The sequence below is a fragment of the Rothia sp. 27098_8_161 genome, assembly GCF_041432905.1.
Lineage (GTDB): Bacteria > Actinomycetota > Actinomycetes > Actinomycetales > Micrococcaceae > Rothia.
On record NZ_JAPWAL010000016.1, the window covers coordinates 1 to 13,490 of the forward strand.

Sequence of the window (13,490 nt, forward strand, 5' to 3'; positions counted from 1 at the left end):
AACGCAAACAACAAACAACTTCCTGAAAAGTAAGCCTTCAGCCTATTAGTACCAGTCAACTCCACGAGTCTTCAGTCCTCGCTTCCATACCCGGCCTATCAACCTCATCATCTATAAGGAGCCTCACACACCAAAAAGTGCCAGGAAATCTCATCTCGAAACAGGCTTCCCGCTTAGATGCTTTCAGCGGTTATCCCTCCCGAACGTAGCCAATCAGCCATGCACCTGGCGGTACAACTGACATACCAGAGGTTCGTCCGTCCCGGTCCTCTCGTACTAAGGACAGCCTTTCTCAAATTTCCAACGCGCGCAGCGGATAGGGACCGAACTGTCTCACGACGTTCTGAACCCAGCTCGCGTACCGCTTTAATGGGCGAACAGCCCAACCCTTGGGACCGACTCCAGCCCCAGGATGCGACGAGCCGACATCGAGGTGCCAAACCATGCCGTCGATATGGACTCTTGGGCAAGATCAGCCTGTTATCCCCGAGGTACCTTTTATCCGTTGAGCGACGGCCGTTCCACAACGTACCGCCGGATCACTAGTCCCGACTTTCGTCCCTGCTCGACCTGCCAGTCTCACAGTCAAGCTCCCTTGTGCACTTACACTCAACACCTGATTGCCAACCAGGCTGAGGGAACCTTTGGGCGCCTCCGTTACACTTTAGGAGGCAACCGCCCCAGTTAAACTACCCATCAGGCACTGTCCCTGAACCAGATCATGGCCCGAAGTTAGACATCCAGATTGACCAGAGTGGTATTTCAACAACGACTCCACACAAACTAGCGTCCATGCTTCACAGTCTCCCACCTATCCTACACAAGCCAAACCAAACACCAATACCAAACTATAGTAAAGGTCACGGGGTCTTTCCGTCCTGCTGCGCGAAACGAGCATCTTTACTCGTACTGCAATTTCGCCGAGTTCATGGTTGAGACAGTAGGGAAGTCGTTACTCCATTCGTGCAGGTCGGAACTTACCCGACAAGGAATTTCGCTACCTTAGGATGGTTATAGTTACCACCGCCGTTTACTGGGGCTTAAATTCTCAGCTTCGCCACAAAGGCTAACCAATCCTCTTAACCTTCCAGCACCGGGCAGGAGTCAGTCCGTATACATCGTCTTACGACTTCGCACGGACCTGTGTTTTTGATAAACAGTCGCTTCCCCCTGGTCTCTGCGACCCATACACGCTCCGGGCAGCAAGTACCCATCACGCTCAAGGTCCCCCTTCTCCCGAAGTTACGGGGGCATTTTGCCGAGTTCCTTAACCATGATTCTCTCGATCGCCTTAGTATTCTCTACCTGATCACCTGTGTCGGTTTAGGGTACGGGCGGCTAAAACCTCACGCCGATGCTTTTCTCGGCAGCATAGGATCACCAAATCCCCCAAAAAACAGGGTCCCATCACGTCTCAGGCACACAGCCGGCGCATTTAACAACCGACAACCCTACACGCTTAGACCACGACAACCATCGCGTGGCTTGGCTACCTTCCTGCGTCACACCTGTTAACACGTTTACCTCCAAAGATCGGGCCCCACAACCCACACAACACACAAACAAAAGCCTGCACATCATGCTTCGCATGGTTAGCATCACAATATCAGTATGGGCGGTTTTTCACCGGTACGGGAATATCAACCCGTTATCCATCGACTACGCCTGTCGGCCTCGCCTTAGGCCCCGACTAACCCAGGGCAGATTAACTTGACCCTGGAACCCTTGATCATCCGGCGGATGAGTTTCTCACTCATCTTTCGCTACTCATGCCTGCATTCTCACTCGCATAGCCTCCACCACTGGTTTACACCGCAGCTTCACCGGCCACACGACGCTCCCCTACCCAACAATCCAAAAAGATCATTGCCACAACTTCGGCGGTGTACTTGAGCCCCGCTACATTATCGGCGCAGAATCACTTGACCAGTGAGCTGTTACGCACTCTTTCAAGGATGGCTGCTTCTAAGCCAACCTCCTGGTTGTCTAAGCAACTCCACATCCTTTCCCACTTAGCACACGCTTAGGGGCCTTAGTTGGTGGTCTGGGCTGTTTCCCTCTCGACAATGAAGCTTATCCCCCACTGTCTCACTGCTACGCTCTCACTTACCGGCATTCGGAGTTTAGCTGACGTCAGTAACCCGTGAAGGCCCATCGGCCATCCAGTAGCTCTACCTCCGGCAAGAAACACGTAACGCTGCACCTAAATGCATTTCGGGGAGAACCAGCTATCACAGAGTTTGATTGGCCTTTCACCCCTATCCACAGCTCATCCCCTCCATTTTCAACTGAAGTGGGTTCGGTCCTCCACGACGTCTTACCGTCGCTTCAACCTGGCCATGGATAGATCACTCCGCTTCGGGTCTAGGTCATGCCACTCAAACGCCCTATTCAGACTCGCTTTCGCTACGGATACCCCACACGGGTTAACCTCGCGACATAACACTAACTCGCAGGCTCATTCTTCAAAAGGCACGCTGTCACCCCAAAAGGCTCCAACGGCTTGTAAGCACACGGTTTCAGGTACTATTTCACTCCCCTCCCGGGGTACTTTTCACCATTCCCTCACGGTACTGATTCACTATCGGTCACTAAGAAGTATTTAGACTTACCAGGTGGTCCTGGCAGATTCACACGAGATTCCACGAGCCCCGTGCTACTCGGGTGGCCACACCACGGACAGAACAATTTCGATTACGGGACTCTCACCCTCTACGGCCGACCATTCCAAGTCGTTCACCTACCATCCTGAACATCATGCCGGCAGCCAGTTAGAACTGCCACTGTGACTCCCACAACCCCCATGATGCAACGCCTAACCGCTATCACACACCACAGGTTTAGTCTCTTCCGCTTTCGCTCGCCACTACTCACAGAATCATTACATTATTTTCTCTTCCTGCGGGTACTGAGATGTTTCACTTCCCCGCGTTCCCCCCAACCAGCCTATACATTCAGCTGGTGGTAACTCACCATGAAGATGAGCCAGGTTTCCCCATTCGGAAATCCTCGGATCACAGCCCAGTTATCGGCTCCCCGAGGCTTATCGCAGATTCACACGTCCTTCATCGGCTCTTAATGCCAAGGCATCCACCGTGTGCCCTTAATAACTTACACACAATCAAGAAAAATAAGAATCTAAAATCAACAATCAAACCAACACCAAAGCATTGATTCAACGCAAATTCCAGAAGATGCTCGCGTCCACTATATAGTTCTCAAACAACAACCCACAACACAACAACAACACAAAAATAATCTCTTGCATCATCACCATGCCAGGCAAACAAAGGAACAACACACATGTGTTACCCCAAAACCCAACAATGCGCCTCATCCAACCCAAAACCAATATTCCACCCATGAGCAAAACCACCCACCCGACACTCGCGGATAGCATGGCCAACTAAATGTGCTCCTTAGAAAGGAGGTGATCCAGCCGCACCTTCCGGTACGGCTACCTTGTTACGACTTAGTCCCAATCGCCAATCCCACCTTAGACGGCTCCCTCCCAAAAGGGTTAGGCCACCGGCTTTGGGTGTTACCAACTTTCGTGACTTGACGGGCGGTGTGTACAAGGCCCGGGAACGTATTCACCGCAGCGTTGCTGATCTGCGATTACTAGCGACTCCGACTTCATGGGGTCGAGTTGCAGACCCCAATCCGAACTGAGACCGGCTTTTAGGGATTAGCTCCACCTCACAGTATCGCAACCCTCTGTACCGGCCATTGTAGCATGCGTGAAGCCCAAGACATAAGGGGCATGATGATTTGACGTCATCCCCACCTTCCTCCGAGTTGACCCCGGCAGTCTCCTATGAGTCCCCACCATAACGTGCTGGCAACATAGAACGAGGGTTGCGCTCGTTGCGGGACTTAACCCAACATCTCACGACACGAGCTGACGACAACCATGCACCACCTGTATACCAGCCCCGAAGGGAAACACCATCTCTGATGCGGTCCAGTATATGTCAAGCCTTGGTAAGGTTCTTCGCGTTGCATCGAATTAATCCGCATGCTCCGCCGCTTGTGCGGGCCCCCGTCAATTTCTTTGAGTTTTAGCCTTGCGGCCGTACTCCCCAGGCGGGGCACTTAATGCGTTAGCTACGGCGCGGAAAACGTGGAATGTTCCCCACACCTAGTGCCCAACGTTTACGGCATGGACTACCAGGGTATCTAATCCTGTTCGCTCCCCATGCTTTCGCTTCTCAGCGTCAGTTACAGCCCAGAGACCTGCCTTCGCCATCGGTGTTCCTCCTGATATCTGCGCATTCCACCGCTACACCAGGAATTCCAGTCTCCCCTACTGCACTCTAGTCTGCCCGTACCCACTGCAATACACGGAGTTAAGCTCCGGCCTTTCACAGCAGACGCGACAAACCGCCTACAAGCTCTTTACGCCCAATAATTCCGGACAACGCTCGCGCCCTACGTATTACCGCGGCTGCTGGCACGTAGTTAGCCGGCGCTTTCTCTGCAGGTACCGTCAATCTCTCTTCTTCCCTGCTAACAGAGGTTTACAACCCGAAGGCCGTCATCCCTCACGCGGCGTCGCTGCATCAGGCTTGCGCCCATTGTGCAATATTCCCCACTGCTGCCTCCCGTAGGAGTCTGGGCCGTGTCTCAGTCCCAGTGTGGCCGGTCACCCTCTCAGGCCGGCTACCCGTCGTCGCCTTGGTGAGCCGTTACCTCACCAACAAGCTGATAGGCCGTGAGCCCATCTATAACCACTACATAACGCTTTCCACCAACACCCCATGCGGAGATTGGTCGTATCCGGTATTAGACCCAGTTTCCCAGGCTTATCCCAGAGTTAAAGGTAGGTTACTCACGTATTACTCACCCGTTCGCCACTAATCCACCTAGCAAGCTAGGCTTCATCGTTCGACTTGCATGTGTTAAGCACGCCGCCAGCGTTCGTCCTGAGCCAGAATCAAACTCTCCGTTGAAAAAATAGAAAAGCTTGATAATCTGATCTCAAACAGCGAATCACACACGGGGGTGCGTGACTCAAGCTGACTAAATTTGAAACCATTTGATGATTATCAAATATAAATAAATATTTGGTATTAGTTTCAGTTTCAACCACCATAATGGTGATTTTATTGAACAAAGCACACTATTGAGTTCTCAAGCAACACACCGATTCAACACCTCAACTTACTATTTCAAGCAAGCCTTACCGTTGAACGGTCATTCATGTTATTTTCATCGTTACCGCGTTCCCGCGGCAACCCAATCAACTATACCAGCGTTTCGTTTGTCATGCAAATCCGTTTTTCGTGATTCACACCACAAAGTTTCCTTCCTAAAATCCTCCAACATCACCAACAAAGCAACCCGGATTTCCTTCAAGTAAGAAACCAAAACACTATACAATTGAAAGCCATTCAAACCGCTTCCGACTAGGAGAAACACCGAAGAAGTTCTTCGTTTTTTCCTCCTCGCCGCGGCGACTCATACAACTATACAGACGCCTAAACACCCATGCAACCTCAAAAAGGGTGAAGTAGACCACAAACATGGCGTTGTAAGGGTCTAAACCACCCTTCCAGAGACTAAACTACCTAGTCAAAGTATTTTATGGGTGCTAGAAAATCTTTAAAAAACTTCTAAAAAACCTTATAACCACAGAAGAAACCACTCAAACCCTCGCAGAATACCCTCCAGCGCCCCTCTGCAGCCCCTATTCCCATACCCTGCGCTTGATTCCTAACTCTTCATTTTGGGCGCCCATACCTATAGATACGAAAAGCCCCTCCCCTTCCATCCTGCAAGGAATAGAAGAAGAGGGGTGCAGCTACAGAGTGCTAAAGCTTAGTACTGAGGCGGTTAGTGCTGAGCTGATTAGTACTGGGGAGGCGCATCATTCGCCATATTGTTAAAGCGCGAGTACTTACCGCTAAACGCCAACGGAATAGTACGAGTCGGACCACCACGGTGCTTAGCAATAATCATATCCGCCTCACCCACGCGATCACTCTCAGGGTTATACATATCCTCACGATGCAGCAGAATCACCATATCCGCATCCTGCTCAATAGAACCCGACTCACGCAAATCCGAAACCATCGGACGCTTATCAGTACGCTGCTCCGAACCACGGTTCAACTGAGACAGCGCAATCACCGGAACATCCAACTCCTTAGCCAACAGCTTCAGGCTACGAGAAAACTCCGAAACCTCCTGCTGACGCGACTCAACTTTCTTACCCGAACTCATCAGCTGCAGGTAGTCCAGCACCACAAGCTTTAAATCATTACGCTGTTTGAGGCGACGGCACTTCGCGCGAATCTCCATCAGAGTCATATTCGGCGAATCATCAATAAAGAGAGAAGCAGAATCAATGCGCCCCTGCAGAGTCGCCAGGTTCGTCCAACCCTCAGTATCCAAATCCCCCTTCTTCAGGCGACCCATCGAAATCTTGCCCTCCGCAGAGAGAATACGCATCGCCAACTCAGTACGACTCATCTCCAGCGAGAAAAACACAGTCGTCATCTGATGATGAATAGAGGCAGAACGAGCAATATCAAGGGCCAGAGTCGACTTACCCACACCCGGACGAGCCGCAATAACAATCATCTGGCCACCGTGCAGACCACCGGTCAGCTCATCAAACTCAATAAAGTCAGTCGGTACACCGTACACGCCATCGGGGCGGTTCGAGTTCGCATCAATCTCGTTGATGGTCTCCTCCAACGCCTCAGAGAAAGATACATAGTCTTCCTTCGCGTTACCATCAGTCACCGCATAAATCTCAGCCTGCGCCTGATCCACCAAAGTATCGACCTCAGTCTCATTGGCGTAACCCAGCTGAGCGATCTTCGTACCCGCTTCAATCAGGCGGCGCATAATCGCGTGCTCCTTAACAATCTCAGCGTAATACTGAGCGTTAGCAGCAGTTGGAACTGACGCAATCAGGGTATGAATATAGGACGCACCGCCCACACGAGTCAGCTCACCACGCTTCTTCAGCTCATCAGCAACCGTAATCACATCCGCAGGGCTACCGTGACCGTAAAGAGAAAGAATCGCTTCATAAATCGTCTCGTGCGCCGGCTTATAGAAATCAGACGCACGCAGGCTCTCAACCACATCAGCAATAGCGTCCTTCGACAGCAGCATGCCACCGAGCACCGACTGCTCAGCCACATCATCATGAGGCATAGTGCGGGAACCATAATCAATGGCAGTTTCAGACATGCTTATCCTCGCGTTTCAATCCAATATCTACGACGTTCCAGAAACATTTTCTGCTGAACTCCTATGCTAGTTTCTCACGAAGGCACACGCGAAACACATACACGCCTAATGGGTAGCGCGCAGATAATCCTCAATCTTCTCAACAGCGAGCGCCGCGCCATCCATAGTGCGCATTGCCTCGCCCAGCTGCCGTGCCTTAGCGCATGCCCTCATCGCTGAGCAGACGTGACTGCCTCACAAAAACCAGGCCACTGCTATGTGCCTAGTAGATCCCTCGATATCAGAGTCGAGGGCACTAGTCATGAAAGCAGGTCTCGGACCATGTTTAAGTTTCTCTCTCTCCTTGTATTGCATGCCCTCTCGCATCTGGTGGCGGTGCTGCTACTACACACCTATAGTATGTCGCTGCCTGTAACACACACCATGGTACTTGAGTACCTGCGAGTATCAGCAGTGCTGTACTACTACAGGCTCGCCGGTACGGTGTCGTGGGCGTATATGGGTGGGGGTGGTGCGGCACTCGGAGGCTGTGGTGCAAGCAGATGCTGGGTGAGTGTCTGCTACTGGTGCAGTATCCAGTGCTGATGCTGGTACTAGTGCTCAGCGCCGTAGTCACTGCGGGACTGAGGTACTGTGTACTAGTATGCCTGGTGAGAGCAGGCTAGCGAATGAAAACGGAGCCTCAGTATTCCCCCGCATAACGAGGAATACTAAGGCTCCGTTTCGCTGTATAAGCTTCTCTTACTTCTTACGCAGAATCATGCCGATAGCGCCAATATGGTCGGCATGGCGGCGGAACACACCGCGCATACCCAACACGCGCTCACGAATCTGCGGCTTACGCACCAGATTGAACGCAATCTTCGCAACGCCAGCGGGACCTTCATCAGCCAGTAGACGCTTCGGCTCCAGCAGAGCCATATCGGTCTGGTACACATCCAGCACCTCAAAGCCAGCCTCTTCCGCCAGAGCAGTCCACTCGGCAACAGTCAGCGGGCGGGCATTCACGCGGATAGTACGCGCCAAATCCTTCTGGATCTCTTCCTTCAACTCGGGGCGCAGGTAATCGGGAACCAGCGACATCTCGTGAATAGCGTAGTAGCCGCCCGGACGCAGCAGACGAGCCGCCTCACGCATAATCTCCAGCTTGTGCTTATCGGTCTGCATGGTCAGCATCGCCTCGCCCACCACGGCGTCGTAGCTCTCCGAGGGCAGACCGGTCTCCTGGGCACTAGCATTCACCACACGGTAGTTCGGCTTAGTCGATGCACCAATACGCTCGGTCACGATTTCAGCAGCCTTGGGATCAAGATCCACACCGGTGTAGCTCTTGGGGGAACGCTTCACAATCTCCAAGGCGGTAATACCCAGGCCCGGCGCAAACTCCACGACGTCAATGTCACCACCCAGAGCGCGAGCCAGCAGCCAATTGGTGGTCTCGCGGCCACCGGGGCGCAGAACCTTCTTGCCCAGCTGAGCCAGAAGCCAGTGACCGGCAGCCTTTTCAGCGGGGCGGTCGGTACCGGGAACGGAAGGGGTCTTAGACACGGAAGACAACTCCTAAATACTTGTATTTAATATGCAAAATTTATCTTTCCCAATTCTAGACCCGCACGGCGCCCAAAAGAAAGACGAATCCACGAAAGTTTTGGACGCACGACCCGACAACCTTCAGAAAGCCAGGGCAGCAACACTGCTTCCCTCTGTCATCCAGGTGGTTAAAACAGAAACTGGAGCTGGACCTCTCAGTCCAACCCCAGTCTCATCACACACATACATACGAAAATCAGAGCCACTTCCGCAAGGGAAGTCCAACTTTCTGATGGTCCTCTCGAACCATCTATATAAAGTATTACGCGTAAACCTTTATTCCCTGTAGGTTAAAGCTGCAAGAAAGCTGGGAATAGATTTTTCTTCAAAATCGAGGTGCAGCACCCCGCATTTCATACCGAAACTACATGTCGCATTAAAAGAAGAATGGCAAGGCGCTTTTGCCTTGCCATCCTTCTTTCGCTAGCGGGCGACCCCGCTACACGAAACACACACATTCACATCGCAGTCCTCTCGAACCAACACTTATAGTAAACACCCCCAACCTTATGGGAGGATTGAATTTCGCTGGAAACAAGCTGGGAGAAAACCAACAGAACCCTGAGAGCTTTGATATTGTGCAGTTTTTGGTCTCTAAACCGGGCTAATAAGCCGCCATATACAGACCCAGCAGCACCAACGGGTTAGCCACTACAGAAATAACCGCCAGGCAAATATTAGCCACGCGGTACTGACCAAACTTCACCAGACCCACTAGCGCACACACCAACGCAATACTGGATACAAGACCGCCAACCACCAACAAAAGAAGCAGAAGAGCAGTAGCAAGATTAGCGTCCGCAAATGGGATAACCGCTAGAGCACACAGCAGCAAATTGACGCACTCCAACAGCACACCCGTGAATAGAAGCTGAGCGCTAGAAGACAAACGTGAAAAAGATCGAGCCATGTATACCAGTCTACGGTGTCTACCAGACTATGGGGCGCAAAGAGAATGTCGAATATGCAGACCGGTCTGGGATGCCCCGAAAGTCTCAAGATACTTCCCATATAGAGGTAATCCATCAAAATCCCCGACCTAAGGGGTGGGAATATCTACGCAATCAGCACGATAAACGAAAAAAACCGCGATGTCTCACGTGAAACATTGCGACTTTCTGTATCTAAAAGGGTAAAGCAAACGGGGTGCCCCTCACGAAGAGGGACACCCCGTCCGACACTCAACGCCGCAGCATCAAAGCACCAGCGTCAAATATCTAAAAACCTACTTACGCAGCAGCAACGACGTCCAGGACAACGTTAGCAACAACGTCAGCGTGCAGGCGGACAGTCACCTTGTACTCACCGGTACGCTTAATAGCGGAACCCAGGTGGATGGTGCGCTTGTCAACGGAGCCAATGCCAGCAGCCTCAATAGCCTCAGCAATAGCCTCAGCCTTGACGGTACCGAACAGGCGGCCGTCAGCGCCAGCCTTGTGTGCAACGACAACCGACTTAGCAGCCAGGGCCGCCGCAGTTGCCTGAGCCTCTTCCAGAGAAGCCTTAGCACGAGCCGCACGAGCGGCGCGGATGGACTCAACCTGCTTCTCGCCACCCTGGGTCCAGGTCAGAGCGAAGCCGCGGGGCAGCAGGTAGTTACGTGCGTAACCGTCCTTAACGGTGACAACATCGCCAGCTGCACCGAGGCCGGAAACTTCCTGAGTCAGAATGATCTTAGCCATGTTACTGTCTCTCCTTCTCTTTAGCGGCCAGCGCCGGAGTAGGGCAGCAGTGCAACTTCGCGGGCGTTCTTAATAGCCTGAGCGATCTTGCGCTGCTCCTGAACGGTCACGCCAGTCACGCGGCGAGCGCGGATCTTGCCGCGGTCGGAGATGAACTTGCGCAGAAGTGCGACGTCCTTGTAGTCGATAACGGTGACGTCAGCAGCCTTGAGGGGGTTCTGCTTGGGTTTGGGCTTACGGATTTCAGCCTTAGCCATCGTGGTGCTCCTTAGAGTTGGGAGCCCGCGGCGGATAACCGCGGGATGGATTGATAAATTACTATTCGGAAAACGAAACCGGCTTAGAACGGAGGTTCGTCGTCGGCGCCGCTACCCCAGTCATAGTTACCACCAGACTGAGAACTCCACGGATCAGCAGCAGGAGCTGCAGGGGCCGCCGGAGCAGCCGGAGTGGAGTAGCCAGACTGGCCAGAGTAACCATTACCCTGAGCAGCAGCAAAATTATTCTGCTGAGGAGCGGAGTAACCGCCCTGAGCAGCAGCGTTGTACCCAGCACCACCGCCAAAGCCACCCTGCGCACCGCCACCGAAGTTATTACCTCCGGCAGAACGCTGTGCGCGAGTCACCTGAGCAGTAGCAAAACGCAGAGTCGGGCCGATCTCCTCGACCTCAAGCTCAAACGAGGTACGACGCTCGCCTTCCTTGGTCTCGTACGAGCGGGACTTCAGACGGCCCTGCGCGATAACCTGAGTACCCTTCTTCAAGGTCTCTGCAACATTCTCCGCATAACCACGCCATACCGACGCACGCAGGAACAGGGTCTCCCCATCCTCCCACTGGTTCGTCTGGCGATTAAAAGTACGCGGAGTCGATGCGATCGTGAAATTAGCAACCGCCGCACCCGCAGGGGTGTAACGAAGCTCCGGATCGCCAGTCAGATTACCAATAACAGTAATAACGGTATCGCCTGCCATTTGATGCCTCCTCGATAAGAGTTACAAGTATATTGAATCCAGTACAGCGCAACCCCCTGACATTTTTAGGGGGTCAGCCGACCGGAAAGAAACAACTACTTGCTGGAGATCTTCTGATCCTCCGGGCGGATGATCTTGGTACGCATGACGGACTCGTTCAGGTTCAGAACACGATCGAGTTCAGCTGCAGTCTCGGGGGTAGAGGTGAAGTTCACCACTGCGTAGATACCCTCAGACTTCTTCTGGATCTCGTATGCCAGGCGACGACGGCCCCAGATGTCGACGTTATCGACGGAACCACCATCGTTGGTCACGATCTCGAGGAACTTGGACAGCGACGGCTCAACCGCACGGTCCTCAACCTCGGGGCTGAGGATAACCATCAGTTCATATGCACGCATGATTAAACCCCTCCTTTGGGCTAAACGGCTATGGGATTTCCATAGCAGGAGATTCAATGTGCCCTATACGTGAAACACACCGGGTGGGGAACACGCATAGATTTCTTAACAATACACGAGAAAATACAGATAGAACAGTACCGCACCGCGTGACCTCAACCATGCGATGCAGTACCATAAACCGCAGAAGCTACGCCTCCCGACGCTGCTCCCACCACTGCACCAGGCGAGCCTTCGCCTCCTCCTCAGGAAGCGAACCCTCATCCAGACGCACATTCAACAAGAACTTATACGCCTCACCCACCACAGGGCCCGGCGCAATACCAAGAATCTGCATAATCTGACCGCCATCCAGATCCGGACGAATCGCATCCAGCTCCTCCTGAGCAGCCAACTCAGCAATGCGACGCTCCAAATCGTCGTACGCCTCAGCCAGCGAGCGCGACAGGCGACGATTACGAGTCGTCACATCAGAACGAGACACACGATGCAGACGCTCCAACTGATCGCCAGCATCACGCACATAGCGGCGCACCGCAGAATCAGTCCAACCTGACTCGCGGTAACCATAGAACCGCATATGCAGTTCCACCAGACGAGCCACAGCCTTAATCGTGTCATTATCAAAACGCAGCGCACGCATACGCTTCTTCACCATCTTCGCGCCCACCACCTCATGGTGCAGGAACGAGACAGAACCGTCTTTCTCAAACTTACGAGTCTTCGGCTTACCAATATCGTGCATCAAGGCCGCAAAACGCAGAATAAAATCAGGAGCCGGACACGGACCATCCTCACCCGTCTCCTTCTCCATCGCCTGCTCCATCACTTTCAACGAATGCTCATACACATCCTTATGGTGATGCTCAGGATCAATCTCCATACGCAAAGCAGGAAGCTCCGGCAACACATAATCCGCCAGACCCGTATCCACCAGCAGGTTCAAACCCACCCGCGGATAATCCGCCTCAATCAGCTTCACCAGCTCATCACGTACACGCTCAGCCGAAATAATCTCAATACGGCCAGCCATCTCGCGCATCGCCTCGAAAACCTCCGGGGCAACCTCAAGATTAAAACGCGCAGCAAAACGAGCCGCACGCATCATACGTAGCGGATCCTCAGAAAAAGACTCCTCCGGCGAGCGCGGAGTACGCAAAACACCCGCACGCAAATCCTCAACGCCACCAAACAAGTCAACAACCTCACCACTGGGCAAAGCCGCCGCCATCGCATTAATCGTGAAATCACGACGCACCAAATCAGCGCTCAAATCCGTACCGAACTCAACCGTCGGCTTACGCGAATCCGAAACATACACCTCAGCACGGTACGTGGTCACCTCATACACCACGCCATTCTTACGCGCACTAATCGTGCCGTACTCCTTGCCGATATCCCATGTATGTTCACCCCACCCACGTAGAATCTGCTCGCTCTGCTCAGGAGTAGCATCCGTCGTCAAATCAAAATCGGTGAAGAGACCATCCTCAACCCGCAGATTATCGCGGACAATACCGCCCACCAAGTACAGCTCAAAACCCTCTGCACGGTACAGTTCTCCCAGCTCGGCGGCATCCGGGTACTTCGACACAACATCAATAATCAGCGACATAATCCTTTAATCGTGCCAGAAAA

The 13,490-nt window shown here is 52.8% G+C and carries 8 protein-coding genes and 2 rRNA genes; all 10 read right to left on the reverse strand.

Annotated elements, in window-relative coordinates; genetic code table 11:
- Window positions 1–25: 25 nt before the first annotated feature.
- The 10 genes from O3648_RS06265 to O3648_RS06310 all read right to left on the reverse strand — a co-directional run bounded on the left by O3648_RS06265 (window position 26) and on the right by O3648_RS06310 (window position 13,467).
- Window positions 26–3,117 (reverse strand): 23S ribosomal RNA (locus O3648_RS06265).
- A 306-nt stretch (window positions 3,118–3,423) separates the two neighbouring features.
- A 16S ribosomal RNA gene (locus tag O3648_RS06270) occupies window positions 3,424–4,952 on the reverse strand.
- The 16S and 23S rRNA genes sit together here, the layout of an rRNA operon.
- A gap of 898 nt (window positions 4,953–5,850) precedes the next feature.
- Window positions 5,851–7,206 carry a replicative DNA helicase gene (gene dnaB, locus O3648_RS06275; RefSeq protein WP_371569121.1) on the reverse strand — a complete coding sequence of 452 codons (1,356 nt, stop codon included), beginning with the start codon at window positions 7,204–7,206 and terminating at the stop codon, window positions 5,851–5,853.
- 741 nt (window positions 7,207–7,947) lie between these two features.
- Window positions 7,948–8,754 carry a class I SAM-dependent methyltransferase gene (locus O3648_RS06280; protein ID WP_279741977.1) on the reverse strand — a complete coding sequence of 269 codons (807 nt, stop codon included), beginning with the start codon at window positions 8,752–8,754 and terminating at the stop codon, window positions 7,948–7,950.
- Between the two features lie 646 nt (window positions 8,755–9,400).
- On the reverse strand, window positions 9,401–9,706 hold the full coding sequence (locus O3648_RS06285) for a hypothetical protein (protein ID WP_279741976.1): 306 nt from the start codon (window positions 9,704–9,706) through the stop codon (window positions 9,401–9,403).
- Window positions 9,707–10,025: 319 nt separating this feature from the next.
- Window positions 10,026–10,478, reverse strand: coding sequence for a 50S ribosomal protein L9 (rplI, locus tag O3648_RS06290; RefSeq protein ID WP_279741975.1), 453 nt, complete (start codon window positions 10,476–10,478; stop codon window positions 10,026–10,028).
- Window positions 10,479–10,498: 20 nt separating this feature from the next.
- Window positions 10,499–10,735 carry a 30S ribosomal protein S18 gene (rpsR, locus tag O3648_RS06295; protein WP_004005948.1) on the reverse strand — a complete coding sequence of 79 codons (237 nt, stop codon included), beginning with the start codon at window positions 10,733–10,735 and terminating at the stop codon, window positions 10,499–10,501.
- A gap of 83 nt (window positions 10,736–10,818) precedes the next feature.
- The gene (locus O3648_RS06300; RefSeq protein WP_279741974.1) at window positions 10,819–11,451 is read right to left on the reverse strand and encodes a single-stranded DNA-binding protein; all 633 of its coding nucleotides are present in this window, start codon (window positions 11,449–11,451) and stop codon (window positions 10,819–10,821) included.
- A gap of 95 nt (window positions 11,452–11,546) precedes the next feature.
- Complete coding sequence (gene rpsF, locus O3648_RS06305) at window positions 11,547–11,852, reverse strand: 30S ribosomal protein S6 (RefSeq protein WP_279741973.1); 306 nt, start codon at window positions 11,850–11,852, stop codon at window positions 11,547–11,549.
- A gap of 190 nt (window positions 11,853–12,042) precedes the next feature.
- Window positions 12,043–13,467, reverse strand: a complete 1,425-nt coding sequence (locus tag O3648_RS06310; RefSeq protein WP_279741972.1) for a CCA tRNA nucleotidyltransferase — start codon at window positions 13,465–13,467, stop codon at window positions 12,043–12,045.
- Window positions 13,468–13,490: the final 23 nt, after the last annotated feature.

Bases quoted from the DNA above. Each gene is read 5' to 3' on its own strand.
- rpsR (WP_004005948.1), bottom strand. From the start codon at position 10,735: ATGGCTAAGGCTGAAATCCGTAAGCCCAAACCCAAGCAGAACCCCCTC.
- dnaB (WP_371569121.1), bottom strand. From the start codon at position 7,206: ATGTCTGAAACTGCCATTGATTATGGTTCCCGCACTATGCCTCATGAT.
- rplI (WP_279741975.1), bottom strand. From the start codon at position 10,478: ATGGCTAAGATCATTCTGACTCAGGAAGTTTCCGGCCTCGGTGCAGCT.
- O3648_RS06300 (WP_279741974.1), bottom strand. From the start codon at position 11,451: ATGGCAGGCGATACCGTTATTACTGTTATTGGTAATCTGACTGGCGAT.
- rpsF (WP_279741973.1), bottom strand. From the start codon at position 11,852: ATGCGTGCATATGAACTGATGGTTATCCTCAGCCCCGAGGTTGAGGAC.
- O3648_RS06310 (WP_279741972.1), bottom strand. From the start codon at position 13,467: ATGTCGCTGATTATTGATGTTGTGTCGAAGTACCCGGATGCCGCCGAG.
- O3648_RS06285 (WP_279741976.1), bottom strand. From the start codon at position 9,706: ATGGCTCGATCTTTTTCACGTTTGTCTTCTAGCGCTCAGCTTCTATTC.